34 protein-coding genes are annotated in these 26,740 nt (G+C 42.4%); 28 read left to right on the plus strand and 6 right to left on the minus strand.

The window, feature by feature from the left end; genetic code table 11:
• Positions 1 to 132 precede the first annotated feature (132 nt).
• Positions 133 to 375, plus strand: a complete 243-nt coding sequence (locus RDV63_RS00675) for a DUF1289 domain-containing protein (RefSeq protein ID WP_313907617.1) — start codon at positions 133 to 135, stop codon at positions 373 to 375.
• Between the two features lie 17 nt (positions 376 to 392).
• Here RDV63_RS00675 and RDV63_RS00680 read toward each other — a convergent pair whose 3' ends face one another.
• Complete coding sequence (locus RDV63_RS00680; RefSeq protein ID WP_313907618.1) at positions 393 to 638, minus strand: GlsB/YeaQ/YmgE family stress response membrane protein; 246 nt, start codon at positions 636 to 638, stop codon at positions 393 to 395.
• Positions 635 to 1,213: a hypothetical protein gene (locus RDV63_RS00685; protein ID WP_313907619.1), complete on the minus strand. Its 579-nt coding sequence runs from the start codon at positions 1,211 to 1,213 to the stop codon at positions 635 to 637. Before RDV63_RS00685 ends, RDV63_RS00680 begins: the two co-directional genes overlap by 4 nt.
• Before the next feature lie 152 nt (positions 1,214 to 1,365).
• Between RDV63_RS00685 and RDV63_RS00690 the strand changes: the two genes are divergently transcribed.
• Genes RDV63_RS00690 through RDV63_RS00715 form a run of 6 tightly spaced genes read left to right on the plus strand, consistent with a single transcriptional unit; the run spans position 1,366 to position 5,706 of the window.
• Positions 1,366 to 1,761 carry a hypothetical protein gene (locus RDV63_RS00690; RefSeq protein ID WP_313907620.1) on the plus strand — a complete coding sequence of 132 codons (396 nt, stop codon included), beginning with the start codon at positions 1,366 to 1,368 and terminating at the stop codon, positions 1,759 to 1,761.
• Positions 1,754 to 2,641, plus strand: coding sequence for an ABC transporter ATP-binding protein (locus RDV63_RS00695; protein ID WP_313907621.1), 888 nt, complete (start codon positions 1,754 to 1,756; stop codon positions 2,639 to 2,641). Before RDV63_RS00690 ends, RDV63_RS00695 begins: the two co-directional genes overlap by 8 nt.
• Entirely contained in the window at positions 2,638 to 3,825 is a 1,188-nt protein-coding gene (locus RDV63_RS00700; RefSeq protein ID WP_313907622.1) for an ABC transporter permease, read from the plus strand. Before RDV63_RS00695 ends, RDV63_RS00700 begins: the two co-directional genes overlap by 4 nt.
• Entirely contained in the window at positions 3,807 to 4,073 is a 267-nt protein-coding gene (locus RDV63_RS00705; protein ID WP_313907623.1) for an acyl carrier protein, read from the plus strand. Before RDV63_RS00700 ends, RDV63_RS00705 begins: the two co-directional genes overlap by 19 nt.
• Positions 4,070 to 5,161 carry a beta-ketoacyl synthase N-terminal-like domain-containing protein gene (locus RDV63_RS00710; RefSeq protein ID WP_313907624.1) on the plus strand — a complete coding sequence of 364 codons (1,092 nt, stop codon included), beginning with the start codon at positions 4,070 to 4,072 and terminating at the stop codon, positions 5,159 to 5,161. The genes RDV63_RS00705 and RDV63_RS00710 overlap by 4 nt, the downstream gene beginning before the upstream one ends.
• Positions 5,161 to 5,706 (plus strand): hypothetical protein, encoded by a 546-nt coding sequence (locus tag RDV63_RS00715; RefSeq protein WP_313907625.1) that lies wholly within the window; start codon positions 5,161 to 5,163, stop codon positions 5,704 to 5,706. Before RDV63_RS00710 ends, RDV63_RS00715 begins: the two co-directional genes overlap by 1 nt.
• A 2-nt stretch (positions 5,707 to 5,708) precedes the next feature.
• On the opposite strand, the gene RDV63_RS00720 is transcribed toward RDV63_RS00715, so the two are convergent.
• The 4 genes from RDV63_RS00720 to RDV63_RS00735 are packed head-to-tail and all read right to left on the minus strand — an operon-like array spanning position 5,709 to position 9,240.
• A complete protein-coding gene (locus tag RDV63_RS00720) occupies positions 5,709 to 6,713 on the minus strand; it encodes a BtrH N-terminal domain-containing protein (protein ID WP_313907626.1) in 1,005 nt (334 codons plus the stop codon).
• Position 6,714: 1 nt separating this feature from the next.
• Entirely contained in the window at positions 6,715 to 7,131 is a 417-nt protein-coding gene (locus RDV63_RS00725) for a hypothetical protein (RefSeq protein WP_313907627.1), read from the minus strand.
• Complete coding sequence (locus RDV63_RS00730; protein WP_313907628.1) at positions 7,121 to 8,281, minus strand: beta-ketoacyl-ACP synthase III; 1,161 nt, start codon at positions 8,279 to 8,281, stop codon at positions 7,121 to 7,123. Before RDV63_RS00730 ends, RDV63_RS00725 begins: the two co-directional genes overlap by 11 nt.
• Positions 8,282 to 8,322: 41 nt before the next feature.
• Positions 8,323 to 9,240 (minus strand): dialkylrecorsinol condensing enzyme, encoded by a 918-nt coding sequence (locus RDV63_RS00735; RefSeq protein ID WP_313907629.1) that lies wholly within the window; start codon positions 9,238 to 9,240, stop codon positions 8,323 to 8,325.
• A 170-nt stretch (positions 9,241 to 9,410) separates the two neighbouring features.
• Here RDV63_RS00735 and RDV63_RS00740 point away from each other — a divergent pair, with 170 nt between their 5' ends.
• The 21 genes from RDV63_RS00740 to RDV63_RS00840 all read left to right on the plus strand — a co-directional run bounded on the left by RDV63_RS00740 (position 9,411) and on the right by RDV63_RS00840 (position 26,720).
• Positions 9,411 to 10,115 (plus strand): beta-ketoacyl synthase chain length factor, encoded by a 705-nt coding sequence (locus RDV63_RS00740; RefSeq protein WP_313907630.1) that lies wholly within the window; start codon positions 9,411 to 9,413, stop codon positions 10,113 to 10,115.
• Positions 10,103 to 10,894 carry a lysophospholipid acyltransferase family protein gene (locus tag RDV63_RS00745; protein WP_313907631.1) on the plus strand — a complete coding sequence of 264 codons (792 nt, stop codon included), beginning with the start codon at positions 10,103 to 10,105 and terminating at the stop codon, positions 10,892 to 10,894. Before RDV63_RS00740 ends, RDV63_RS00745 begins: the two co-directional genes overlap by 13 nt.
• Positions 10,869 to 11,123, plus strand: a complete 255-nt coding sequence (locus RDV63_RS00750; protein WP_313907632.1) for a phosphopantetheine-binding protein — start codon at positions 10,869 to 10,871, stop codon at positions 11,121 to 11,123. The genes RDV63_RS00745 and RDV63_RS00750 overlap by 26 nt, the downstream gene beginning before the upstream one ends.
• Positions 11,124 to 11,135: 12 nt before the next feature.
• The gene (locus RDV63_RS00755; protein ID WP_313907633.1) at positions 11,136 to 11,384 is read left to right on the plus strand and encodes an acyl carrier protein; all 249 of its coding nucleotides are present in this window, start codon (positions 11,136 to 11,138) and stop codon (positions 11,382 to 11,384) included.
• A complete protein-coding gene (locus RDV63_RS00760) occupies positions 11,384 to 11,938 on the plus strand; it encodes a hypothetical protein (RefSeq protein ID WP_313907634.1) in 555 nt (184 codons plus the stop codon). Before RDV63_RS00755 ends, RDV63_RS00760 begins: the two co-directional genes overlap by 1 nt.
• Positions 11,919 to 13,271, plus strand: a complete 1,353-nt coding sequence (locus RDV63_RS00765) for an AMP-binding protein (RefSeq protein ID WP_313907635.1) — start codon at positions 11,919 to 11,921, stop codon at positions 13,269 to 13,271. Before RDV63_RS00760 ends, RDV63_RS00765 begins: the two co-directional genes overlap by 20 nt.
• Entirely contained in the window at positions 13,264 to 13,620 is a 357-nt protein-coding gene (locus RDV63_RS00770; protein WP_313907636.1) for a hypothetical protein, read from the plus strand. The genes RDV63_RS00765 and RDV63_RS00770 overlap by 8 nt, the downstream gene beginning before the upstream one ends.
• Positions 13,610 to 14,359, plus strand: a complete 750-nt coding sequence (locus RDV63_RS00775) for a glycosyltransferase family 2 protein (protein ID WP_313907637.1) — start codon at positions 13,610 to 13,612, stop codon at positions 14,357 to 14,359. The genes RDV63_RS00770 and RDV63_RS00775 overlap by 11 nt, the downstream gene beginning before the upstream one ends.
• The gene (locus RDV63_RS00780) at positions 14,349 to 15,332 is read left to right on the plus strand and encodes an acetyltransferase (RefSeq protein ID WP_313907638.1); all 984 of its coding nucleotides are present in this window, start codon (positions 14,349 to 14,351) and stop codon (positions 15,330 to 15,332) included. The genes RDV63_RS00775 and RDV63_RS00780 overlap by 11 nt, the downstream gene beginning before the upstream one ends.
• Complete coding sequence (locus tag RDV63_RS00785) at positions 15,313 to 16,902, plus strand: aromatic amino acid ammonia-lyase (protein ID WP_313907639.1); 1,590 nt, start codon at positions 15,313 to 15,315, stop codon at positions 16,900 to 16,902. Before RDV63_RS00780 ends, RDV63_RS00785 begins: the two co-directional genes overlap by 20 nt.
• Entirely contained in the window at positions 16,892 to 17,317 is a 426-nt protein-coding gene (locus RDV63_RS00790; RefSeq protein WP_313907640.1) for a thioesterase family protein, read from the plus strand. The genes RDV63_RS00785 and RDV63_RS00790 overlap by 11 nt, the downstream gene beginning before the upstream one ends.
• Positions 17,318 to 17,388: 71 nt before the next feature.
• Positions 17,389 to 17,844 carry an outer membrane lipoprotein carrier protein LolA gene (locus RDV63_RS00795; RefSeq protein WP_313907641.1) on the plus strand — a complete coding sequence of 152 codons (456 nt, stop codon included), beginning with the start codon at positions 17,389 to 17,391 and terminating at the stop codon, positions 17,842 to 17,844.
• Positions 17,841 to 20,105, plus strand: a complete 2,265-nt coding sequence (locus RDV63_RS00800; protein WP_313907642.1) for a hypothetical protein — start codon at positions 17,841 to 17,843, stop codon at positions 20,103 to 20,105. The genes RDV63_RS00795 and RDV63_RS00800 overlap by 4 nt, the downstream gene beginning before the upstream one ends.
• Positions 20,092 to 21,327 (plus strand): NAD(P)/FAD-dependent oxidoreductase, encoded by a 1,236-nt coding sequence (locus tag RDV63_RS00805; RefSeq protein WP_313907643.1) that lies wholly within the window; start codon positions 20,092 to 20,094, stop codon positions 21,325 to 21,327. The genes RDV63_RS00800 and RDV63_RS00805 overlap by 14 nt, the downstream gene beginning before the upstream one ends.
• A complete protein-coding gene (locus RDV63_RS00810) occupies positions 21,315 to 21,878 on the plus strand; it encodes a DUF3261 domain-containing protein (protein ID WP_313907644.1) in 564 nt (187 codons plus the stop codon). Before RDV63_RS00805 ends, RDV63_RS00810 begins: the two co-directional genes overlap by 13 nt.
• Positions 21,875 to 23,059 (plus strand): beta-ketoacyl-[acyl-carrier-protein] synthase family protein, encoded by a 1,185-nt coding sequence (locus RDV63_RS00815; protein ID WP_313907645.1) that lies wholly within the window; start codon positions 21,875 to 21,877, stop codon positions 23,057 to 23,059. Before RDV63_RS00810 ends, RDV63_RS00815 begins: the two co-directional genes overlap by 4 nt.
• Entirely contained in the window at positions 23,056 to 23,508 is a 453-nt protein-coding gene (locus RDV63_RS00820; RefSeq protein ID WP_313907646.1) for a hotdog family protein, read from the plus strand. The genes RDV63_RS00815 and RDV63_RS00820 overlap by 4 nt, the downstream gene beginning before the upstream one ends.
• A gap of 2 nt (positions 23,509 to 23,510) precedes the next feature.
• Positions 23,511 to 24,233 (plus strand): 3-ketoacyl-ACP reductase FabG2, encoded by a 723-nt coding sequence (locus RDV63_RS00825; RefSeq protein WP_409934813.1) that lies wholly within the window; start codon positions 23,511 to 23,513, stop codon positions 24,231 to 24,233.
• A complete protein-coding gene (locus RDV63_RS00830) occupies positions 24,233 to 25,462 on the plus strand; it encodes a beta-ketoacyl-ACP synthase (protein ID WP_313907647.1) in 1,230 nt (409 codons plus the stop codon). Before RDV63_RS00825 ends, RDV63_RS00830 begins: the two co-directional genes overlap by 1 nt.
• Positions 25,463 to 26,296, plus strand: coding sequence for a MipA/OmpV family protein (locus RDV63_RS00835; RefSeq protein ID WP_313907648.1), 834 nt, complete (start codon positions 25,463 to 25,465; stop codon positions 26,294 to 26,296).
• On the plus strand, positions 26,286 to 26,720 hold the full coding sequence (locus RDV63_RS00840) for an excinuclease ABC subunit A (RefSeq protein WP_313907649.1): 435 nt from the start codon (positions 26,286 to 26,288) through the stop codon (positions 26,718 to 26,720). The genes RDV63_RS00835 and RDV63_RS00840 overlap by 11 nt, the downstream gene beginning before the upstream one ends.
• Positions 26,721 to 26,740 lie beyond the last annotated feature (20 nt).

The following is a 26,740-nucleotide window of genomic DNA, read 5'->3' on the forward strand; positions in this document are numbered from 1 at the left end:
AGTAACCGTCTATTAAAGCAAAGTCAATACTTTTTTTTAAAGGTAGTAAAAAACTAGTTTATAGCTCTAATTTGCACCAACGAGTGTTCTCAACGTACACTTAGATTAAGTCTTAATTGGTGAGGTTGTTTTGTGGATCAGTTAGAGCTATTTGAGTTGCCTAACCCGTGCATTGGTGTCTGCCAAAGTAATAATCGAGGCTACTGCCTTGGTTGCTTACGCTCAAGAGAAGAACGCTTTAATTGGCATGCCAAACCAGCCGCTGAGCGTGCTCGTATTTTAAAGCTATTAGCCCAGCGTAAAATGCGGATAGCCCTTAAAACCAAAAAGCCACAAGATCCACCACTTAACGATGGATCTCTAGATTTATTTTAATTAAATTACAGTGCTTATTAACCGCTTTTTTTCACTAGGCTAATTAAGAACAACAACACTACAGCCCCTACCGTTGCCGTAACTAAAGCTCCAATTAAACCGTAAGACGCTAAGCCCAGCATACCAAAAATAAACCCACCCAAAAAAGCGCCAACAATGCCGACAACCATATTACCTAACAGGCCAAAACCTCGCCCTTTCATTATCAAACCTGCCAACCAACCCGCTACAGCACCTATAATCAAAAACCATAGAAAATTCATATACTAACCTCTTCAATTATGTATTCAGCTTTTTCTTGCTCGCAGCATAAGCAAAGCATATATTCAGACAAAAACAAGTATTTGTACTGCATATTTTTTGCTAAAGACTGTTGTAACACCTCTAACAAGGGTGTCGACGTTAATTTGCTATATGCTTCTGCAGTTGTCCAGCTTTGATAAAAGCCGGTTAAGTTTTCAACGTTAGTCAAGGCTAAATATTCAGCCTTAAAGGATTCAAACTTCCTTGGCTTAACTTGCTCTATATCTAAGCCTAAACGATGAGCTTTACTTACTGCCACTGCAATAGCTTGGCCGGAATGACTAATAGACAACTGCCAACTTTGCTGGTTAACCTTTAAAGCTGGTGCTTTATCTGCAGGTAATTCAATGGCAACCTCAGTAGAATTGCAATTATGGTAGCGCTGCAACAATTGCCGCGTTAGCGCACGACCATTACTAAATTGTAGTGCTCGCTTTTGGCTTAACTTTTGCGCATACTGCCACTCAACATTGGTTAAATATTGACGACACTGCTGTAAAGGTAACAGTTGCAACCGGTAACTTAGCCAAATCATATTCTTATCCTAGACAAGATTCTCCCTCTCCTTGGTCGCAGCATACCTGCAAACTAGACTAGCTGTCATATCTTTGTTACTCAGAACTACCGTGACAATACTGGATGTCTGGGGTAAACTTCCAGCTTTTATTTTCTAGGCAAATTAATCTTTTGAATCGTGTCGATTTAGAACAACTATTACCCCATAGAGGTGCTGCTCTTTGGCTAGACTCTGTTAGTCATATAGAGTCGACACAGATTATTGGCCAAACAACGGCTAATTGCTTAGCAATGTATGGCCAATATAGCCCAAGCTATCTGCTATATGAAGCTGCAGCCCAACTTTGTGCTGTGCACGGCGCTAGTCAATCTAGCCAAGCAAAACAAGCTTATGTTGTTAAAATACAAAAACTTAAAGTATATCAAGCTACAACTTCTGCTACTCCTGCTACCTTGCACTGTCAGCTACTTAATCAAAATGGTTTTGGTGCTCAATATCAATTTGAAGTAACCCAAGATCAGTGTTTAATTACTGGTAAACTCTTAATGGTTATTGAGCATGCTTAAGTTATCAGCAGTGTGTTACCGCTATCCAGGCGCCGATATTAATGCCTTAGATGATTTAACTTTATCACTGCAAGCTGGAGATATTATTGGCTTACTTGGCGCTAATGGAGCCGGTAAAACCACCTTATTTTCATTACTTAGCGGTTTAGCTCAGCCTGTAAGTGGCAAATTAATCTGGCAGCAAAAAACGATGCAGGTTGGATTAATACCACAGCATTTAGCCTTTTATAGCCAACTAAGTATTCTAGAGAATCTCAATTTTTTTGCTGATATTTATCAGCTCAAAGGGCCACAACGCCAGCAGCAACTGCAAGCAGTAATTGATGCCTGCAACTTAGGTTCTAGACTAAAGCAAAAAGCAGCAACTTTATCTGGCGGCTGGCAGCGGCGCTTAAATTTTGCAATTGGCATATTACAACCAGCTGATATTTATCTATTTGATGAAGCTACAGTTGGGGTAGATGCCCAATCGCGCCAGCAGTTACTAGCTGCCATTAAGCAACTGGCAGATGCCGGTAAAACCTTGTTATATACTAGCCATTACCTACAAGAAATTGAGCAAATAGCTAACCGCATCTTGGTATTGCAACAAGGTAAGTTATTACTTGATGTGCCGCTTAGTCAATTTGGCACCGACAGCTGGCAACTCTTAGTGCATTGGCCGCAGCAAGTTCCTGCTGGCTGGTTAGCTTTACTAGCAAACTTAGGCTTAACCGAACAACCTTTAGCTTTAGGTAGTTTAATAAATTTGTCTAATACCGACCAATGGCACAGCTTAAACCAGTTTATAACTGCGCAAACTGTGCAACCAACATTACTTCGCTATGGTAAGCCGTCACTAGAACAACTGTACTTACATGTTACAGGAGGCCAGCTATGAGAATATGGGCCTTACTAAGCAAGGAGTGGCGTTTACTCTATAGAGATATCCATGCCTTAGCAGTATTGTTCTTAATGCCATTAATCTTTGTCTTACTGATGGCTTTTGCCTTGTCTGATCTTAATGCAGGCACAACTGCACCTGCAAATTTGCACCTAATTCAGCACGCTAAAGACACTAACAGTCGTTTTTTTGCTGCCGCTTTAGCCGAACAGGTTAAGCTATTACCAAGCAGCGACGAAAATACCATAACAGTAATAACCGGTGCGAATTTTAGCGAGCTATTAGAGCAAGAAACAACAGCCTCCTTACCTCAGTTACAACTTATTTTCCCTGCAAGTACCGCACCTGTGATGCGACAGCAGATAAGAGCAGCTGTGACTTTAAGTTTAGCCCAAACTCGGTTACAGGCTTTTTTAACCGCCAATGAAATGCTGTCAGACGATCAGAGTCTAGAGCAACAACTGGCAATTATACGCCAGCAAACCGATAGCACCCTGGATGAGCAGGACCGCGGCCGTGGCGGTAAAGTGTTTGATCAGGCTAGCGCTAGCCAGCATAGCGTGCCTGCTTGGTTAATTTTTGGTATGTTTTTTGTTATGTTGCCTATGGCTAACACTCTACTTGCAGAGCAGCAAAGTGGTACCTTATTGCGTTTAAAATCTGCTGGTTTGCCACCGCTAACACTCGCTATAGGCAAGTGTTTACCTTACTTTGTTATTAATTTATTACAATTTGCTATATTGCTGGCGGTAAGTCGCTTATTGTTACCACTATTAGGTTTAGAGTCTTTACAGCTTAATGGCAGTATACTTGCCTACATAGTTTTAGCCTGTAGCATAGCGCTATGCAGTAGCTGTTTTGGCTTTTTAATCGCCAGCCTAGTGCGCAGTAATGAGCAAGCTTTAATGTTAAGTGGCGGCTGTAATATTATCTTAGCCGCTATTGGCGGTATTATGGTACCAAAATCAGTGATGCCAGAAGCCATGCAGCAACTGGCCGCGGTATCACCCATGAGCTGGGCCTTAGATGGTTGCCTTATTTTACTGACAGGTCATGGTGGTGTAATAGATATTGCCCCTTCAGCTTTAAAACTAACACTATTTGCGCTGGGTAGTTTTACTTTAGCGTTCTTTATTTATCAATATAAACTGAGTCGAATAAAATGGACCGCAATTTATTAACTGAAAAATTAAAACAATTGCTTGTAATTGAGTGTGACAAGGAAGATGAACTAGAATGGCAAGAAATTGCTAATGAAGAAGTATTATTTGGTAATAAGAGTCGGCTAGATTTAGATAGCCTTGACGCTTTGCAGCTAAGTTTAGCCGTACAAAAGCAATATGGTATCCGTATTGAAGGCGCCAGCCAAGGCCGAAAAGTGCTGTATAATATTGATAGTTTAGCTGATTACATTTTGGCTAATACATGAAGCCTGTTTACCTAAGTCAGTTTCAGCTTTGTTCTGCTTTAGCCGACAATTTACCCCAAGCTGCTATCTATTACGCCCAAGGCAAGCAGCCTTTACCAACTTATGCTGATGATGTTTTATCGTTACCCTATTTCGCTGTACCCAGTTCGGATAAAAGCTTACATTTACGCTTAAAACAACTGTTAAAAACCACACTAGATGCAGCTAATTTAACCGCAGCTGATTGTTTACTGCTGGTTGCTTCTACTGCGTTAGATGTTGGCTTGCTAGAGCAACGCTTAGAGCAAGGAGTACCACTTAGTTACGCACTAATGCCATCCTATGATAGTTTTAGTCAAAAAGTCGATGACGGCTTTAATTTTGCTGCGGTACGTATAATTAACACTGCCTGCACTAGCGCCGCAAATGCCTTACTTTATAGCCAACGTTTTTTGCAACTTGGCTTATATCGTCATGTTTTAGTATTAGCCTTTGAACCACCAGGAAAAATTACCCGCTCTGGTTTTAGCACTTTAGAGCTCACCAGCCAAAGTGGCCAATACCGCCCCTTTCATCCCCAACGTGATGGTTTAATATTAGGTGAAGCCTATGCCACGGCAATAGTGAGTAAAACAGCTGACTTTAATCCAATAGCTAAGCTGCTTGGTGGCTACAGCGCTTGTGATACCTACAATATTACCACTACAGCAGAAGATGGTAATCATATAGCTCAAGTTATGCAGTTAGCTCTAGAAAAAAGCGGCGTTAATCAAGATGAAATTGCTTTATTAAAGTTACATGGCACTGCGACACCGGCTAATGATACCGCCGAAACTAATGGCATCTTGCGCTTATTTACTAACAAAGTTCCACCCCTAGCAGTACTAAAGCCCTATTTAGGCCATACCTTAGGGGCCTGTGGTTTAAGTGAATTAGCGCTATTATTTACTACCCTACAAGACAATCCGCTACCTGCCTTACCTTATGCTAATGAGGCCAGCCTGCCTTTTAGTAATAAAGAATTGAGTCTAAATACACAAGATATTGTAATGGCAAACTTTTTTGGCTTTGGTGGTAATAATGCTAGCTTACTATTGAGGAAATGCTGATGTTTAGTGTGGTCCAACATTATGAGCTAACGCTGGATGCCAATAGTACAGACAAAGTATTAAAGCAACAGTTAAAACAACTGCTACCAAGTATGCCGCGGCGCATGGATCGCCTCGCTTTGTTAACCTTATTGCTTGCTTTACCCTTTCGTGATCAGTTAGCTAGCCGTTGTGGTATTTATTTAGCTGCAGATTACCCTTCATTAAATAATATGTATGCACTGCTAGATACAGTAATTATTCAGCAGCAACTACCTAAGCCATTTGAGTTTGTAAATAGTGTTAGTAATGCCGCCAGTTTTTACGCAGCACAAATGTTAAATTTGGATGGACCTAATGTGTTTATTGGTGCTGGCAGCCAGCCATGGCAACCTTTAGCTGAGCTAGCTTATGCCGACTTACATTGCGATATAGTCTCAGAAGCACTACTAATCCGCTGCTTACAAGGCAACAACCAGCTTAGCGGCCAGGCTGTACTGCTGCGCCGTGGTGATTGGCAGCCTAAGCATTGGCAGTTTAGCGACTTTGTCGCCGCACAAGGTTAATTTTATAGCTTAGCGGCGGTTTTACACCAAGCGGCTAATTGCTGCATCAGCTGCCGCTCTTGCTGTGCCAGTTGTTGTAAACTGGCGGCTAATTCCGCAAAGTTTGGCTTGGCTTGTTTAGCTTTACAGTACTGCACCAGTTGTGAGGCAAAACCACGCCAACCATCACCAATTAACGTCATTTGATTAGCAGCATCATGCAATACCGGCTCATTAAGTTTAATTGCCGCCTCTTGCAAAAATGAAGCGTACATAAAGCGAAATCCTGCCCCGCCGGTACCTATTTCTTCTTGCATCCGCACTATATGAGTAAGGTAAAGACGATTATACTTTGTTGCCGCCGGGTCAAGTTTAGCAATTTTCTTTGCTAAATGCGCAATGCCGCGTACACCAATCCAAGGTAAAGGTAAGCCATCAAGAATACGGGTAGTTGCTTTAATGCTTTGCCGAATAAGCTTAGGCCAGTTTACGTTAGTTGGCGTGTTGCCCAAAGTATACATTAAGCCTTTAGGGGCCAAGGCACCTTTGGCAAAGCGGGCTTTATTTAGGGCATCAGTGCTACATTGCACTACATCTTCAAAGACAGGATCACTAATTAAATAATTATCATTTTCTTTTGCGTACACCAGTAAATTATGGGCATTAAAATGAAAACGCATTTCTGCTGGAAAGTAGGGCAACCAAAATACACTTGTTTGTAAACCAACGGCTTCTTTGTTGGCTAAAGCCTGATCCAAGGCTAACTGCCCCGCCTCAACTCCACTAAAGCGCTTACTTTGAATATTAAGCCCTAAGCGTTTATTTAGGGTATTAATAATATGTTTAGGTGGCATACGATAAGCAATCAGCGGCATACCATTTAGCTTAACAATAGGTAAATAAGCAAAAGCTAACGCTGAGGACAAGCCAAAAACCATAGGTTCACTAATAGCAAAGCCGGCATTGGTTAAAAGGCTAGACATAACACCACTTTCACAATGGGCGCTTTGTTGATGAGTAAAAGTCATATTATTCCTGCTGATTAGCTTGTGACTGATAGGCTTTAAGCTGGGCCAGCGGTACACCTAATGCATCACTGTAGCGCCGTAAGATAGCACTAGATAAACCCCGATAATGGGCTGGTTTAAAATGGCGCCGAAGCCGCCAGCGCCAAAAACCACTGATTTGGCTAAGTCCAGTTTCATCTAGCCTTGCTTGATACATCAAATAGGGTAAAGGGGATAATAGGCCCTGCTGCCATTGGTTATAAGCCTCTTGTGCTTGCTGTTCAAGTGCTTCTACCGCTAGCGTGGTAGCAAATGCCTCGGTATCCCAGCCACTACTTTTAGTGCCCGTATAACGTCCCTCACTAGTAGTAGCATACAGCAACTTTTTATGGCCACCGTAGCTACTGCTTTTATCTTGAGGAACATCATCAAGCTTCATTATTCGCTACCTCTAGCAACATAAAGGCACTAGAAAAGCGGCCACTTTCTGGAATGTAACAGAGAATTTTTTCTCCCGCCTGTAGTTTGCCACTATTAAAAAGCTCTTCTAGCATAATAAAAATAGAAGCTGAACCTGTGTTGCCTTTAGTGGTTAAATTAGTAAACCATTTGCTCTGTGGGATCACAAAGTCTATGTTTTCTAATCCAGCTAATAATCTATCTCGAAAGTACTCTGAAGAGTAATGCGGTAAAAAATAATCTATTTGCTCTGGTAACATGGGATGCTTTTGCAACACACGTTGTAAAGCCTGCTCTACCGTTACAGAAACAATGTTTTCATTTAATAACTTAACATCTTGCTTAACCGACATCACCGACTGCTCGGCGCGCTCAGCAGCATCAAAGTGAGTCCAACCTTGCAACCCAGCAGCTGTGTGCTCGGCTCCAGCATACATACAGGCAGGCAATTGATTAGCAAAAGAGATAATATCAATCCAATGAATACGTAAACTTAACCCTTCTGCCGCGGGTTTATTTTGTAGCCATACTGCGCCTGCGCCATCAGATAGCATCCAGCGCAAAAAGTCTTTTTCAAAGGCTAATTCTGGTTGTTTGTCTAATAATGCTAATTTTGCTTCAGTTTCCGCACTAAAGTTACGAGCATGCATCATATTAGATGCCACTTCTGAACCGCAGGCTACCGCATTATTGCTGTTACCACTAGCAACACTCATCCAAGCGTACTTTAAGGCGGTAACACCACAGATACAAATACCCGCTGTTGCGACGACTTCGCAGGGCGGATTACCTAGCTCACCATGCACCATCACAGCATGGTTTGGCATTAACTGATCAGGCGCAGAGCTACTGGCAACCAAACATTCAATACTATTTAATTGCTCTGGCGTTGTGCATAATTTACGAATAGCTAAAGCCGCTAGCTGAGCATTATTTAACCCCGCTTTACCGGTAGCAGGGTCAATAACATAATGGCGCTGCTTAATACCATTACTGCGCAAAATTAACCGTCTAGCACGAGAAGGCTTATTGCCTACTTGGCCTAATCGAGACTCCATTTCTTCATTTGATACCGCATCAAAAGGTAACTCGGCTGCAATGCGGCTAATATAAACTGGGTGTACTGACATCAAATTCCCTTCAACTCACGCCTAAACTGCTGGAGACTACTTTATTCGCCGGACGGAGCAGCAAAATAACGTTTTTGCTTGGCAATACGCTTTTTAGTTAATGGTGCTAGTAACTTTTTAGCTAAGGCAGTAATAGGTACAACCGTAACAATTAATAGCAATAAAAAACAGACATAAACAGCCAAGCCAAATTTACGCCTTAAGCTGTGCTCTGGTCCTAGCTTATATAGTAGTCTGGCCCAAATACTAAAACTGTGATTGCCTACCCGCTCACTTGCTATAAGTTTTTCATCAATAGTAACGGCTTGTAAGCCGGTTAACATACTACTGGTAATAGCATTGTTATCGGCTTGCAAACGCTGAGCTATGCGATCACCGAACCGACTCGCAGCCTTGATATCTTGCTCGCTAATTCCTGCTTTTGGTAACCAAGACTTAGCTTTTTGTTTGCCGGTAAACATCCACATCGGCGTGGCAAGAAAGCTTGCTGCGCTACCGCATTTATCAACTAAGGCAATATTATCAATAAGTTTGGCTTCTAGTCGTTCTAAGTGGATTTTAACCTTTTCTTGCGCCATTAACCACATATTACGGCAACCTATCAAGGTAACAACAGGCGTGTTTTTAAATAATTGCTGAGCAAGAGGGCTTTGTAAAAAGCTACTAATAGGCAAGGAGGGTGATAGAAACCATACTTGATAAGCTAAAATAATAAGATCATATTTATCTGCCAACTCAACGCTAACAGGCTGTAAGGGTTGCGGAATTTGTAACACTGTTTCTGGAAAAATAGAAAAAAAGCGAATAAAGGGCCAAGGAAACGGATAAGGAGTAACAGGCTGCACAGTTAAAAAGTCAACTTGAATATTGTCTGCGTTTGATAAAGGCGCACAGACAGAAGAAACAAGCCGATTAAGCTGCCCTGTTTGTGAATAATTTATAACTAATACTCTGCGCATCTGATATCACTTTGTTCCTTTTCAAACCATCAAACAGACAAGTTTGCACTTTAATAGCCCTTTTGGTCAATCAATATTGAATTAAAGTGTTTTTATTTTACTTTTCATGCCGAGTTTATATATCATATCCGCTTTTAATGTCGTTGTGTTTATATAGGGATGATGGTGACATGGAATTATATATAAAATCCTGGGCAACTTGGATGCCGTCACCAAGTAAGGACGGTGCTATAGCGCCAGAACAACCCGCTTTAAGTCAAGTGCCTGCAATGACGCGCCGCCGCTTAAGTAAAATGACCAAGCTGGCTTTTGATGTTGCTTTACAAACTATAGAGCAACAAGACACCACAGCACTACCTACCATTTTTGCTTCACGCCATGGCGATCTGCATAAAACTTTAATGTTACTGCAGCAACTAGGGGAAAAGGAGCCATTGTCACCTTCACAATTTGCTTTATCGGTGCATAATGCCATTAGCGGTCAATTTAGCATGTACAGCCAAAATCAAGCTGACAGCAATGCGATAGCGGCAGGTGCTGATAGCTTGCATTATGCAATTTTAGAAGCCGCAGCGCGTTTTTGTAGTGAGCCTGATTTAAAGCAATTGCTAGTGGTGTATGCGGATGAGCCTGTACCAGAGCCCTATCAACAGTTTTGTCAAGACCCTTCAATCCCTATCGCACTGGCCATCTTACTGCATCGCAATGAAGGTGAATTAGTCAAGTTTAGTATGCAACATAATGAGCAAAGCCAAGCCGAGAGCGATCAAGCTCTTAAGTTATTACCTTTTTTACAAGGGGAGCTAGAGCAACTTACTCTAGCCGGCCAACAACGACAATGGCAGTGGTGTAAGGCAAAAAAATGCAACAGCTAAATCACTGGTACCGTATTCTTGCAACGGGTTTTTGTTTCGCCACTTTTGGTATTGGCGGTGTTTTGCTATCTGTAACTGTTTTTCCTTTGCAGCGATTATTTATTAGTGATGTTGAACAACGTAAGCGTCGGGCTCGACATACAGTCCATATTACCTTTAAGTTTTTTATCGCCTTAATGCGTTTTGTTGGTATTTTTAATTTTAATTTTACGGCTTCTACTCAATTAGAACAGGCGCGTGGTCAGATTATTATTGCTAACCATCCTAGCTTGATTGACGTAGTCGCTCTTATTGCTATGACCCCCCATGCCGATTGCGTAGTAAAAGCGCAATTGTTTTCTAACCCTTTTATGCGTGGCGTCATTACTAGCACCGGTTATATTAGTAACTCTGATCCAGACAAACTACTAGATGACTGTGCTGCATCTTTAGAAAAGGGCAATAATTTAATCATTTTTCCTGAAGGAACACGCAGCACCCCTGGCACTGAGTTGGCTTTTCAACGTGGTGCGGCTAATATCGCGTTACGCGCACAGCGAGGCTATCTAGCATTGTATATTTGTTGCCAGCCAAGTACTCTGACGAAACAGGAAAAGTGGTATCAGGTTCCCGCTACAAAACCTACGCTGAGCATTCAATATTTAAAGCATATTCAGCTGACAGCTTATCTGGAGCAAACCCAGTCCCCTTCGTTAGTTGCACGGCAGTTAACTAGGGATTTACAACATTTTTATCAACAGGCAGTGAAGCAACATGGACTCTTTGAAACTCGAACTTAAGCAGCTAATTATTAATACATTGGAACTGGAAGATATTACTCCAGATGATATAGATGATGAGGCACCATTATTTGTTGACGGCTTAGGGCTAGATTCAATTGATGCCCTAGAGTTAGGCCAGGCATTAAAGAAACAATATAATATTAAACCTGATGCCAACTCAGAACAAAATAAACAGCATTTTTCTAGCCTAAATAAATTAGCTTTATATGTTAAACAACAGCAGTAAGTGGAGCGAACAATGAAAACAAAACAAGATGTGTTTAATCTACTACAGCAGTTAATGGTTAAAGAGTTTGAGCTTGATGCCGAGCAAATCAACCTAGATGCGCACCTATATGAAGATTTAGATCTAGATAGTATTGATGCTGTAGATTTAGTAGTAAAACTACGCGAGCTTACCGGTAAAAAAATTGAGCCCGAAGCTTTTAAAGCAGTACGTACAGTAGGTGATGTTGTTGACGCGGTTTATGCTTTAATTGAAGCCTAATGCAAATAAAAGCGCAGCTAGATAAGATTTTAAAAATTGCGCTAGTGCTGTACCCCTTTTACGTGTGGTGGGCAATTAGCCATTGGCATCCTGCAACAGCTTTGTTGCCTATAGCCTGTATAGCACTTGTTAAGTCTTTTACCGGTAATGCTGGTATAGCTAGCCGTAGCTTTTTTTTACTAACCTGTGTTGGTTTAATATTAGCAATGCTACTGGGACAAGCTGAACACGCTATGCTGTATTATCCAGTTTGGATGAATGCAGGCATGCTCTTGCTATTTAGCTATTCACTGCTTTATCCACCCACTGTAGTTGAGCGTATTGCTAGGTTAATGGACGGTGAGCTTGAGCCAAAAGCTATTGTTTACACCAGAAAAGTAACAATAGTCTGGTGTGTGTTTTTTCTACTTAACGGTAGCATAGCCTTGTTAACCGCAACCTTAGGTGATTGGGATTTATGGTTGTTGTACAACGGTTTTATAGCTTACGTACTAATGGGATTGTTGATGTTTATTGAATGGCAGGTACGGCGCCTTGTTAAAGCAGCAAAATAATCACTGGCAGCTATCTTGGCCAACGGTAAAACAGCCCCTGTTTACAGATGGGGTTAATATTACTACCGCACAACAGTGGCAACGGCAATTACAGCAGCTCAAAACCTATATTGATGCTCAGCCTGGCGATACAGTATTACTGTATCAACCCGATAGCTTATTATTTTCGCTCTGGTTTATTGCCCTGTGTCAGTTGGGTAAGCATATAGTTTTAGCACCGGATAATCAGCCTCAGACTCTTGAACTGGCCATGAAAAACTGTGATTGGCAAGCACCATCTCTGAAGCCTGAAGGAAGTGCTAGTAGTATTGTTGAAAACGATAATGCGTCAATAGCAATAAATTTGCAAAACCAGACTAAGGTTAGCTTTTTTACATCAGGTTCTACCAGCCAACCTAAGCTTGTCACTAAACACTTGTCGCAACTGCTGTTAGAGGTACAGGTTCTGCAAGCTCAATTTGCGACAGGTTTTAACCAACAAACATTATTTGCCGCTACTGTTTCTTATCAGCATATTTATGGTTTGTTATTCCGCTTGCTTTGGCCTTTATGTTTTGGCCATTTGCAGTACCGGTTGCAATTAAGTTATTTAGAACAATGGCAAGCACTATTACAACAGTACCAAGTTGTGTTTATTGCTAGCCCAGCGCATTTAGCTCGGTTTGATGATATAGATAAGCTTGCCCCTTTGGCTGAGCATAGTTTGGCTATATTCAGCTCAGGTGGGCCCTTAGCCGATGATGTACCAGAGCGTTACTTCAAAGCGCTAAAACAAGCACCTACAGAAGTATTTGGTAGCACGGAAACCGGTGGTATAGCTTTTCGCCAGCGCAATACCCTAGATGCCGTTTGGCAGGTATTTGATGGTGTTAGTATTAGCCAAAATGACCAGCAGGCTCTTGAAGTAAGGTCAGCTTACTTAGATGTTGCTGGTACTTTTACTACCTCAGATCAGGTACAGCTGTTAAGTACTAAGACTTTTCGTTTATTAGGTCGGCTAGATCGTATTGTTAAAATTGAAGAAAAACGCTTGTCGTTACCTGAAATTGAACAGCATTGCCTATTGTCGCCTCTAGTTACGCATGCCGCCGCTTTAGTGCTACGGCAAACTAAAGTGCAATTGGCACTAGTTGTCGTTTTAACTGCAACTGGCGAGCAACTATTACAGCAACAAGGCAAACTGGCGCTAAACCAACAGCTAAAGCAACATTTACTGCAACGTTTTGAGCGTGTAATGTTACCAAGAAAATTTCGTTACGTGTCGGCGCTGCCCTACAATCAGCAGGGTAAACTGCCGCTGCTGCAACTGGAAGCACTGTTTTATCATGACTAATTTATTCCCTGTCGTCCAAGTACTACAGCAAAGTACTAATAAAGTTGAATTGCAGCTAGATATTAGCCCAGACATTGCCTATTTTGAGGGCCACTTTCCGCAAGCGCCAGTACTAGCCGGTGTTACCCAGCTGCATTGGGTAGTGCACTATTGTAAACAGTATTTCCCACAGTTACTTGATGTACTGTCGGTAGAGGTATTGAAGTTTCAAATAATGATTCGGCCTCATGACAGCTTAACATTAACGCTAGACCTTAGTGCCAGCAACACCATCCAATTTGGTTATTTTAAGCAAGGCGAAAAAGTGGCTTCGGGCCGTTTAAAATGGGCACTGCAAAGTGATAAATAATTGCTTTATTATTCCTATTTACAATCATCACGACACTATAGCGCATACAGTGCGACAGCTATTACCCTTTGGCTATGCCATCATTATTGCTGATGACGGCTCTAACGCTGAAACAAAGCAAGTGCTAGCTGAATTAGCTAAGCAGTATTCTCAAGTTGATATTATTACCTTAGCGCAAAACTCCGGTAAAGGTGTTGCTATGTGCACGGCGCTGCAATATGCCTATCAACAAGGCTTTAGTCATGGTTTACAAATTGACGCCGACGGCCAACATGATGTGAATGATGTGCCGCTATTTTGGCAAAAAGCCGCCCAGCACCCTGAAGCTTTAATTAGCGGTGCACCAATATACGATAACTCTATGCCTTTAGGTCGAAAGATTGGCCGTGAGATTACTCATTTTTGGGTCCGTATTGAAACGCTATCCTTACAAATTAAAGATTCCATGTTAGGGTTTCGTGTCTATCCGCTACGCAGTAGCAATCAAATTATTCAGCGTTACGCTATAGGCCAGCGCATGGACTTTGATACCGACATTATGGTGCGTTTATTTTGGCATGATGTTGCCGTACTTTTTATCGCCACTAAAGTTATCTATCCACAAGGTGGCCGCTCTAACTTTAAGATGCTGCGTGATAATTGGCTTATTTCTAAAATGCATACTCGATTATTTTTTGGCATGCTATGGCGAATACCTAAATTACTAACCCGCAAACGGCGAGTAAAATATGAAGCCTGAACCTACCCATTGGGCACGTAAAACAGAAAATGGTAGCTACATAGCTATTCGCGCTTTACTTACCTTATACCGCTTCGGTGGTAAGTGGTTGATAATGATATGTTTGGCGCCAATTCTGGCTTATTTCTTTTTAAAAGATCGTAGCGCACGTAATGCTTCATTACAGTTTTTACAGCAAGTGCATCATTTTAAAGCCACTGCCAGCCCTTTTAAACACCAACCTGGCTATTGGCAAAGTTACAAACACTTTTGGCAGTTTGCACTAGCAGCCTTGGCTAAGATTGATGCTTGGCTAGGCCGTCTTGCACAAAGCAATGTAAGTTATGGTGGCAGTGTGCCATTTGAAACTATTGCTCGTTCTGGCAAGGGCGCCATCCTTATTGGTAGCCATTTAGGTAATCAAGAAGTATGTCGAGCGCTAGTACGCAGTAAATACCCTATCCGCATTAATGTTCTAGCTCACACCCAGCATACTGCTGCTTTTAATCGTATTTTAAAGGAAAGTAGTAGCGACGTTGATTTACATTTAATTGAAGTCAACGAAATGACACCCGCTGTCAGTGTTATGCTGAGCGACTGCATTGAACGCGGTGAACTGGTAGTTATTGTCGGCGATCGCATTTCAGCAAAAGCTCCTGAGCGTACTGTATGGGCAGACTTTCTTGGCAAGCCTGCGCCTTTTGCCGTTGGCCCTTGGGTACTAGCAAGTGTGCTGCAATGTCCAGTTTATTTAATGTTTTGCATGAAACAACAACAAGGTTACAACTTAATATTTGAGCCTTTTTCTGAGGCTATAAATATACCGCGTAAGCAACGACAGCAAGTACTCACAGACTTAGCTCAAGACTACGCTAAGGTACTAGAAACCTTAGCTTGCCGATACCCCTTACAATGGTTTAATTTTTACGACTTTTGGCAGCTTCCTGGCGCCAAACAACACAAGGAACATACTGGTGACAACAGTAGCAACTGACTCTGTTAAGCATTCTTCTTCTACTGTTACCTTTGGCAGTGGACGAATTAGCATTGAACAAATTACCGCTATAGCACAACAAGGTTTACTTGTCGAACTAAGCCAAAACTCGCATTTTCAGCACCAGATAGACGCCGGTGTTGCCTTCTTAGATAAGCTATTAGAAGAAGATGGCGTTATTTATGGTGTAACAACCGGCTATGGTGATAGCTGCACCGTAAAAGTAGCTTTGTCACAAGTGCATGAGTTGCCCATTCATTTAACCCGTTTTCATGGCTGTGGCTTAGGTGATTATTTTACTGCTGAGCAAGGTCGGGCTATCTTAGCTACCCGCTTATGCTCACTCACCCAAGGCTATTCTGGTGTTAGCTGGCCTTTACTCAACCAATTAACGACCTATTTAAATCACAATGTTATTCCGCGTATTCCACAAGAAGGTAGCGTGGGAGCCAGTGGCGACTTAACGCCGTTATCTTATGTAGCAGCGAGTCTAATTGGTGAGCGTGAAGTTTATCATAACGGTGAAATACGACAGGTTGTTGATGTATTGCCTGAGCTTGGTTTAACCCCTATTAAGCTAAGGCCCAAAGAAGGCCTAGCTATTATGAACGGCACTGCGGTAATGACAGCCTTAGCTTGTTTAGCTTATCAGCGGGCAGAATATCTAACCCGTTTATCAAGTCGAATAACGGCACTGGCTAGCTTAGCTCTTAAGGGTAACAGCAACCACTTTGATGAAATCTTATTTAGCGTCAAACCTCATCAAGGCCAAAATGAAGTTGCGAGCTGGATCAGAAATGATCTTAATCATCATGAGCATCCGCGTAATTCTGATCGCTTACAAGATAGATATTCTATTCGCTGTGCGCCACATATTATTGGCGTATTACGCGATGCACTGCCATGGTTTAAACAAACAATCGAAAACGAGCTAAACAGTGCAAATGACAACCCTATTATTGATGGCATTGGTGAGCACGTTTTACATGGCGGCCATTTTTACGGTGGTCATATTGCTATGGTTATGGACAGTATGAAGGCTGCTGTTGCTAATTTAGCGGACTTACACGATAGACAAATGGCCTTGTTAGTTGATACCAAGTTTAACAATGGCTTACCATCAAATTTATCCGGTGCAAGCCCAGAGCGGCGCCATATTAATCATGGTTTTAAAGCAGTACAAATTGGTTGCAGTGCTTGGACTGCTGAAGCCTTAAAGCTAACCATGCCAGCTAGCGTATTTTCTCGCTCTACCGAGTGCCATAACCAAGATAAAGTTAGCATGGGAACTATTGCCGCACGTGACTGTTTACGAGTATTGCAATTAACCGAACAAGTCGTTGCCGCATCTTTATTGGCAGTGCAGCAAGCTGTACAGCTAAGAGTGAATCAGGGTGAGTTAACTAAAGCCAGTCTCACGGCTGATATACAACAGATGTTAAGCCAACTGCAAACTGACTATCCGTTATTGCAAGAAGATAGACCATTAGAGTACAGTTTACGCCAACTCATTTCTCAAGTTCAGCAGCAACACTGGCCTTTATATCAGGACACTAAAAATGCCAAATAATGCCATTAAGCAAGCTGAAATTATTATTGATGTGCCGTTTTTTGATGTTGATGCCATGCAGGTTGTATGGCATGGTCATTACGTCAAGTATTTAGAAGTAGCACGTTGTGAGTTATTGCGTAGTTTTAACTATGACTATAACGATATGTCTGACTCAGGCTATATGTGGCCGATAGTAGATATGTCATTAAAATATGTAGGTTCAGCTTTATTTGCCCATAAAATTAAAGTGGTCGCCACCTTAAAAGAGTGGGAAAACCGGTTGCGGATCGATTACTTAATTACCGATCTTGCCACGGGTAAAAAGTTAACCAAAGCTAGCACAACTCAGGTTGCTATCGATCTTAATACTCAACAGATGTGCTTTGAGTCTCCTGACATCTTATTTGAAAAACTAGGTTATGCTAAGCCATGAAATACCAAGGCCTTGTTACTATACTGTTATGCACTGTATTTAGCAGCTTGGCCTACGCCAAGGCTGAGCTAATGCCGTGGCAGCCGTTACATGGCAAAGTATGGTTTTTGCAAGTTAAAAACTTACAAGGCTTACCAGTTCCACTGCGTAGTAGTGGCTATTTAGAGATAGCACCACAACAAATGCTCTGGCATACCACCACGCCGGTTGAGAGCAAACTATTAATTAGTACAACAGGGGTCAGCCAGTGGCAACAACAAGAGTATGTTGCAGTTGCCGGTAGTGAATTTGTTGGCCAATTAATGTTAGCTGTTTTACAACAAGACAGTGACTTTATTCAGCAACAGTTTTACCTAACGGTAAGCCCAGAAAGCTGTACCGAATTACAACCAAAGCAAGCACCTTTAAATCAAATATTCAGCCAACTAATACTCTGTGGTGCTAACCAACTTAAGAGCCTGACCTTGCTCGAAGTGAACGGTAATAGCACTATTATTAGCTTACAAACTGAAGGTCAGCCGCAGTGAGTTGGCTAAGTAGTAAGAAGTATTTATATCTGTGGTGGCTAGCCACAATAACAGTGTTACTCTATCTAGCTATGGCAGCCCCCTCTGCAAAGTGGAGTAGCAATATCACTGCAGCTTTGCCCGGCAACAATACTGCTTGGCAGCAGCTAATACAACAAAATAATAGCAGCCGCCATCTTAGTCTCTTACTTAGTGGTGTGTCCTTAGCCGAGTTACAGCAAGCAGCCAGTCAATTACAACAAGAGCCCATAACGCACTTACATTGGCTACAACCTGGCGCGACCTTTCAGCAGTTACAGACCTTGTATCAGCAGCACCAAGCTTTATTAGTTAGTCCAGAACAATTAGCATGGCTACGCTCTGGCCAATATCAACCTTTAGTTGATGCCGCTTGGCAACGACTTTATAGCCCATCACCCTTACTAGAAAATGCTTTGCAGCAAGACCCTCTACTGCTTACTCAGCAATATTTAGAGCAACAAACTACTAGCAATGGCTTGTTACTACGACCGGCATGGTTTGAATTAACTACGCAAAGGCAACCGGCTATATTATTGTATGCCAGCTTAAATATTGATCCTTTTGAGCGCAATAATGGCCAAGCAATGGCTAATGCGCTAGAGCAGAAATTAAGCCAGCTACAGCAACAATGGCCTTCGCTAAACATAGCCCGCAGCGGTGTATTGTTTCATGCCGTCGTAGCCGCCAAAAATGCTAGTTTTGAAATGCAACTTTATGGCGGCATCTCACTTAGTGCTATTTTATTATTAATTTGGTTTAGCTTTGCCAATTGGCGACCGCTAATACTAGCATTGACCACTTTAGGTTGTGCTTCTGCTTTTGGTTTAGCCGCTGTACTACTGTTATTTGAGCAGCCCCATGTGCTGGGTTTAGTGTTTGCAACTACATTAATTGGCATTGCTATCGACTACTCTTTTCATGGTATGCTTGCAGCAAATAAAGGTAATAAGACCTTTAAACGCATGCTACCGTCGTTGCTACTAGGCTTAATTACAACCCTGTTAGGCTATTTAGCGCTAATGTTTTTACCTTTCCCAATTTTAAATCAAGTTGCCGTTTTTATGGCTGTTGGTTTAATCGTCGCTTTTTTAACAGTAAAAATAGTATTTTTGCACTGGCTACCTGCAGCTAGCATGACTGTCAATAAATATTTATTACAATTTTGTGCCAACCTTAGCCTTAAGTACAACCAAGCCAAGCCGAAATGGCTGTTAGCAGTTGGCAGCCTAGCCCTTGTTGCTGTTAGTTGTAGTTTATTATTACAAATTCAATTTAATGATGATGTGCGCCTATTTAATCAAAGCCCCGCCGAATTACTACAACAAGAGCAACAAGTGCGTAGCGCTGGTGGCCAAAACTGGGATAGCCGCTTTATTGTTTTATTAGGTGATAGCACTGAGCAGTTATTGCAACATGAACAAAGTTTACAAGCCTTACTCCATACTTGGCAGCAACAAGGCAAGCTAGGCAGCTGGCAAGCGACAGTACAGCGAGTGCCGCCATTGCAATTACAAGATGAAGTACAACAACTATTACAACTAGCTTATCAAAGCGAGCCTGGACAAGACTATTTGCAACAGCTGCAACTTAAACCACCCGCAGCAATAACTAAACGACTTAGCCCTGAAAGTTTCCCTTCTAGCTTTATACAGCAAATACAGCCACTTAATGATAAGTTCGCTAGCGTTATTTTACTAAGTAAGCTCAATTTAACTAGTAGTGATTTAACCTTACTTAACGCTTACCCTAATACCTACTGGCTAGATCCTATAGCCGATACTAATGCTAGTGTAAAAAAGCTACGCTATCAGCTCAGTATTTGGCTAGCACTAGCGCTAGTGCTTGCAATAGTTATTTTATTTTGGCGTCGTGGTGGCCGTGCAGCAGGCGCTATTATGTTAATACTTGTTTTAGCTATAAGCAGCGCTTTATTAATTAGTTTACAGTTACAACAACAGTTAAATATTTTCAACCTGATCGCCGCCCTCCTAGTGCTGGCATTAGCGCTAGATTACGGGATATTTTTTACTGCCAAGCTGCCACATCAAGAGGTAGTTCAAGCAGTATTTTTGTCGGCAACGACTAGTTGTTTAGCCTTTGGATTATTGGCTTTTAGTAAAACCCCAGCCATAGCTAGCTTTGGCTTGACGGTGTTTTTGGGCGTGGCTTTAGCTTGTATACTATCGCCATTGCTAAGTGTCTTAGCTGTTAAGGAGAACAAAATTCATGCAGCACTTTGATGTTATTATTATTGGTGCCGGCCCCTCCGGCAGTACTGCAGGCGCAATGCTTGCTGATGCTGGGAAGCGAGTACTGAGTATTGAAAAACAACACTTCCCACGTTTTAGCATCGGAGAAAGCTTACTACCGCACTGCATGGAGTTTTTAACTATAGCGGGCTTAGAACCTGCTTTACAGCAACAAGCTAAGCAGTTAGGGTTTCAATATAAAGATGGTGCCGCTTTTTTAAGAAGAGGCAATTATACCGACTTTGATTTCACCAAAAAATTTGGCTCAGGTCCGGGTACCACCTTTCAGGTAAAACGGGCTCAATTTGATAAGCTACTAGCAGACGAAGCTGAAAAAAAAGGCCTAGAAATCCGTTACGGCATTACTGTTACGGGCTTTGATAACTCAGATCCAAAAATCACCGTATTAACAGTTGAGGATGAGCAAGGTAATAGCAGCCAGCTTAGTGCCAGCTTTGTATTAGATGCCAGCGGCTTTGGTCGGGTTTTACCGCGTTTATTAGATTTAGAATTACCGTCAAACTTCCCAATACGCCAAGCTAATTTTTGCCATATTAAAGATGGCATAACTAGCCCTACCTTTGATCGCAATAAAATTTTAATTACCGTGCATGATAAGCATCCAGATGTTTGGTTTTGGTTAATTCCTTTTAGTGATGGTACTGCTAGTTTTGGTGTTGTGGGTAAAACAGAGCGCTTTGATAGTAGCCTAACGACGCAAGAAAACTTATGGCAGCAACTAAAAGAAACACCTGCTCTCGCAGAGCTGTTGGTTAATGCCAAGCCACTGCATGAAGTAAGAACGATCACTGGCTACTCTGCTAGCGTGCGCCAATTATATGGTAAAAATTATGCGCTACTCGGTAATGCTGGTGAATTTCTAGATCCGGTTTTTTCCTCTGGGGTTACCATAGCAATGCGTTCATCAGTTACCGCTGTAAGGCTAGTTTTACGTCAACTTGAAGGTGAGCAACCCGATTGGGAACAAGAGTTTAGTGCACCGCTGCGAAAAGGTATTAAGACCTTCCGCTACTTTGTTGAAGCTTGGTATGATGGCCGCTTTCAAGATGTCATTTTTAGCACTAAGCGAAACGATGGTGTAACAGCAATGATCAGTGCCATTTTAGCGGGTTACGCTTGGGATGAAACCAACCCTTATGTAGCTGAAACAGAACGCAGAATGAATGTACTAAGGGAAATATGTATCGATTAATTCTGATTTTCGTTTTAGTACTAAGCGGGTGTCAGTCAACGCCTACGCCAGATGCTGGTTGGATAGCATTTGGCAATGGCTATTACCAATTAAGCGATACTTGGCCTAACCAGTCGCAGCAGCTATTACAACAAGTTATTTGGGTTAATCAGCAACAACAACAGCAGTTTATTATCAGCGCCTTGTTGCAACCCGAAGCTATAGTACTTATTGCTGTGTCACCCTTAGGCCAAGAGCTATGGCGGCTTAATTATCAGCCTGATCATCAATTGCAAGTATCGGGCATAGCGCCTTTTAGTCAGCCAGAATTTGCAAAATCTTTGTTAGCACAAATGCAAATGGCTTTATTAAGTACTGACCAAGTGCAAGCCAACTTACAGCAGCTGACATTGCAGCAAACAGGCAATGAACGCAGTTTGTTCGATAAAGATGGTAAGCTATTGTTGCAAATTACTAACCCAGCTCAGTTTGCAGCTGGCCAGAAGATTACTATTACAGCTGCTATGTATAGTCTACAAATTACCACCTTACAGCAGGATTTTTTACCATGACCAGAATGATTCTTAGTGCTATGGGTATAGTTTGTGCACTAGGTCAGTCAAAGCAGCAAGTTTGGCACAATGCCATCTTGGGCAGCCGTGAAGGCATGCGCTGGCGCACTGATTTATTATACGCTGAGCAAGCGGTAGTGGTAGGTGAAGTTAATGTGCCTTTACCTGACTTATCAAAGTGGCAAGCCGTTTATCAAAGTCGCAATAATCAACTAGCGGCTTTAGCTTTTCAACAAATTGCTGCAGAAGTAGCAGCCGCTAAGCAAGAATTTGGCGCAGCACGTATTGCTGTGGTATTGGGCACTAGCACCTCAGGTATCGCAGAAGGCGAACAGGCAATGCAGCAGTATATGCAGCAGCAAACTTACCCAGAGGGCTATCAATATCAAATACAAGAAATGGTGGCGCCAGCAGATTTTATTGCCAAGCTCGCTGAGGTAAGTGGGCCTTGTTATGCTATTTCAACCGCCTGTTCGTCTAGCGCGAGAGCCTTAATGAGTGCCCGAAACTTATTACAGGCCGATTTAGCAGATGCGGTTATTGTTGGTGGCGTCGACTCTTTATGTCAATTAACCTTAAATGGTTTTCATGCTCTAGAGTCAACTTCAGCAGGTCATTGTCAGCCTTTTAGTGCTAACCGTGATGGTATTAATATAGGTGAAGGTGCAGCATTATTTTTAATGCAAAAATCCTCTGCCGGTATTGCTTTGCTGGGCGCGGGAGCCTCGTCAGATGCCCATCATATGTCAGCTCCTCATCCACAAGGTAGGGGGGCTGTGGCAGCAATTAAGCAAGCTTGCACTAATGCTGGTATTACACCAGCACAGTTAGATTATATTAATCTGCATGGTACAGCTACACCGCTAAATGACAGCATGGAAAGTCAGGCTTTAATGCATTTAGGTTTAACTAACACACCCGCTAGCTCTACAAAAGGTATGACCGGCCACACTTTAGGTGCAGCAGGAGCTATTGAGGCTGCCCTGTGCTGGTTAACTTTATCTGGGTATAATACTGAACAAGATTTGATCCCACATTGCTGGGATGCAGTATTAGATCCCAACTTGCCGGCATTGCACTTAGTTGCACCACGGCAACAACGACAGACACTATACTGCTTATCTAATTCTTTTGCTTTTGGTGGCAACAATATGGCTTTAATACTGGGTAAAACAACATGATTACTGGCTATAGCATTGAACAAGTGCTACCACACCGAGCACCAATGATTTTGCTCGATAATTTTATTGAGGCTGGCGCTGATTATGGTATTTGCCAAGTAGCAATATCTGAAAGTAGTCCTTTTTATGATCCGGCTAGTAATGCAGTACCTGCTTATGTCGGTATTGAATATATGGCCCAAACCATCGCCGCTTATGCTGGGGCCAATAGATTAAAAGCGGGTGGTCAAGTTAAAATTGGGTTTTTATTGGGCTGTCGTAAATATCAGCCACAAGTAACAGAGTTTATTGCAGGCACTGAGTTAACAGTTCGTGCAACAGAGCTAGTTAGGGAATCATCAGGTTTAAGTGTCTTTGAATGCAGTATAAGCAGCCAAGAGCAATTATTAGTTAGCGCACGGCTTAATGTATTTGAACCTGAAGACTATCAAGAATGGCTAACGGAGTAGTGATGAAAAGAGTATTAGTTACCGGCTCAAGCCGTGGCATTGGCAAGGCTATCGCCTTACATTTAGCCGAGCAAGGCTTTGATATAGTGGTACATTGCCGTTCGGGTCGAGACAGTGCAGAAGCCGTTGCCCAAAGCATTCAAGCACTTGGCCAACAAGCGTCTGTGCTGCAATTTGACGTTGCCGATCGCACAGCTGCAAAGACAGCTATAGAGCAAGACATTGCCCAAAACGGCGCTTACTATGGCGTCGTATGTAATGCTGGCATTACCCGTGATGGCGCTTTTCCTGCGTTGACTGAACAAGATTGGGATCAAGTTATCCATACTAACCTAGATGGTTTTTATAATGTATTGCACCCCTGTGTTATGCCCATGATCCAACTACGTCAAGGTGGCCGTATTGTCACTTTGGCCTCGGTATCTGGCATAGCAGGAAATCGCGGCCAAGTTAATTATAGTGCTTCTAAGGCAGGCATTATTGGCGCGACTAAAGCTTTGGCTTTAGAATTAGCGAAACGTAAAATTACCGTCAATTGCGTCGCTCCAGGTCTAATTGAAACCGATATGGTGCAAGATGTGGCCGCTGATGAAGTGATGAAGATGATTCCACTACGTCGCGCCGGAACTGTTAATGAGGTAGCGGCTACAGTAGCATTTTTATTTTCACAGCCCGCTGCCTATATTACGCGGCAAGTGATTTCAGTTAATGGTGGGTTAGTCTAATGAAACGAGTTGTTGTAACCGGCATGTCGATTATTACTGCCTTTGGTGATAGCTGGCCTGAGTTTAAGCAGCGAATTATCCAAGGCGAAAATGCCGTCACGGCTATGCCGGAATGGGATAAGTTTAGCAACATGAGCACGCGGTTAGCCGCACCGGTATTGCATTTTATCAAGCCGGCTCATTATTCGCGTAAAATGGTACGCTCTATGGGTAGAGTGTCGTTAATGGCCACCCGTAGCACTGAGTTAGCATTAATAGATGCTGGCTTATTAACTCACCCTGCATTAACAGATGGCCGTTGTGGTGTTGCTTTTGGCTCTTCTATTGGCAGTACTGACCCTATCTTAGCCTTTGGCCGCATGATGGATACTGGCGATATGACCGGCGTCACAGCTACTAGCTATATTCAAATGATGGCGCACACTACAGCGGTAAACGTTGGCGTTTTTTTTGGCATTAAAGGCCGAGTTTATACCACTAGCTCAGCCTGTACATCTGGCTCACAAGGTATTGGTTATGCTTATGAGGCCATTAAATATGGTAAGCAAAAGCTAATGGTAGCTGGTGGCGCAGAAGAGCTTTGCGCTACTGAAGCTGCTGTTTTTGATACTTTATATGCCACTAGCACAAAAAATGACATGCCAAAATCAACCCCTAGACCTTTTGATAAAAACCGAGATGGCTTAGTAATTGGTGAGGGTTCAGGCACTTTAATCTTAGAAGAGTTAGAGCATGCCCTTGCCCGAGGTGCAACAATTTATGCTGAAGTAGTTGGTTTTGGCTCAAATTCTGATGGTGTGCACGTTACCCAACCTACCGATACCACTATGGAGGCCGCTATGCGCTTAGCGCTAGAAGATGCCAATATTCCTGCTAGCAGCATAGGTTATATCAACGCCCATGGCACAGCTACCGATCGTGGTGACATTGCAGAAAGCCATGCTACAGCTCGTGTATTTGGCGGCAACACACCTATTAGCTCGCTAAAAAGCTACCTTGGCCATACGCTTGGTGCCTGTGGTGCTATTGAAAGCTGGGCTAGCATAATGATGTTGCATGACAATTGGTTTGCGCCAACATTAAACTTAACAACACCAGACCCAGACTGCGCCAAACTAGATTATATTGTCGGTCAAGGTAGAAACTTACAAACTAACTATGTAATGAGCAATAATTTTGCCTTTGGTGGCATTAATACATCACTCATTTTTAACCGTTGGCTTAAATAAATGATAATGCGATGGCACGGCTTATTTGCATTACCCATTATATTTTTGTGTGCTGTTAATCAGAGCCAAGCCTATGCAAGTACAGAGCCTAAAGCCGCTTTTGCTTTTGGTGTTGGTGCAACTTATAGCCAGTTACCTGATTACTTAGGCTCAACGGTTAACCAACATTACCTGCTACCCTTTCCATATATCGTTTATCAAAGCGATAAAATTAAGGTGAATCAAACCGAAGCGCTAGGCCAGTTATTTCAGTCTGGCAACTGGTCTTTAAATCTTAGTTTAGGCGGGGCTTTACCAGTAAACAGTGAAAACAATCCCTACCGTAAAGATATGCCTGACTTGCACTGGATTGCCGAGGCAGGCCCAACATTAGATTATAATATCCACCACCTTGCCAACAATGAGCTAACATTACGTCTAGCATTAAGAAAAGCAGTTGCAACCAATTTACAACATTGGCAAAGTGTTGGTTGGCGATTTGAACCTCACTTGCGTTGGCGTAAATCGTTAAGTAATAAAGTACAATTTAGCAGCCAATTGGCAGCAATTTGGAGCACGGCGCAATTCCATCAGTATTTGTATGGCGTTGAGCAACAATATGTTAACCTGCAAAGAACGCAGTATCAGGCAGATGGAGGCTTTTCCGGTTGGCGTTTATCAAGCGGGCTAAGTTGGCGTTATCAGCAGTGGTGGCTAGGCGGCTTTGTCCGCTACGATAATTTACAGCAAGCAAGCTATCGTGATAGCCCACTAGTGCAACGTCAGCATAATGTCAGCTTTGGTATAGCCTTTGCCTGGATTTTTAATCAACAAGGAGTTATTTATGAAAACTAAATTAATACTAGCAGCAGCGTTAAGCACGGTATTCTTCTGTGGTACAGCGGCAGCACGCGACAACGTTCTCACTATGCCTTTAGCCGATATTGTTGGCACAGATAAGGCTAAGCAAGCTCTGTTAGATGTGCCATTTTACTTTGCTGGCCAAAATCACCCTAAAGTAAGCAATAGCTGGGGTGACATTAGTACCAATAAAAAAACCAATGGTTTAGGTAAGTCAGACGATGAAGCTTGTCAGTGGGTATTATTATCTGCAATTAAAGCCTTACAAGAAGCGGCGCAAAAACGTGGTTATGATGCAGTAATTAATATCCGCTCTAACTATAAAAACAATGAATTTAGTAGTGCTACTGAGTATAACTGTGGCGCAGGCCGAATTATGGCAGGTGTTGCATTAAAAGGTGAGCTAGTTAAATTCTAAGCTAATTCCACACCCCAAAA

The sequence above is a fragment of the Rheinheimera sp. MMS21-TC3 genome (assembly GCF_032229285.1).
Taxonomy (GTDB): domain Bacteria; phylum Pseudomonadota; class Gammaproteobacteria; order Enterobacterales; family Alteromonadaceae; genus Alishewanella.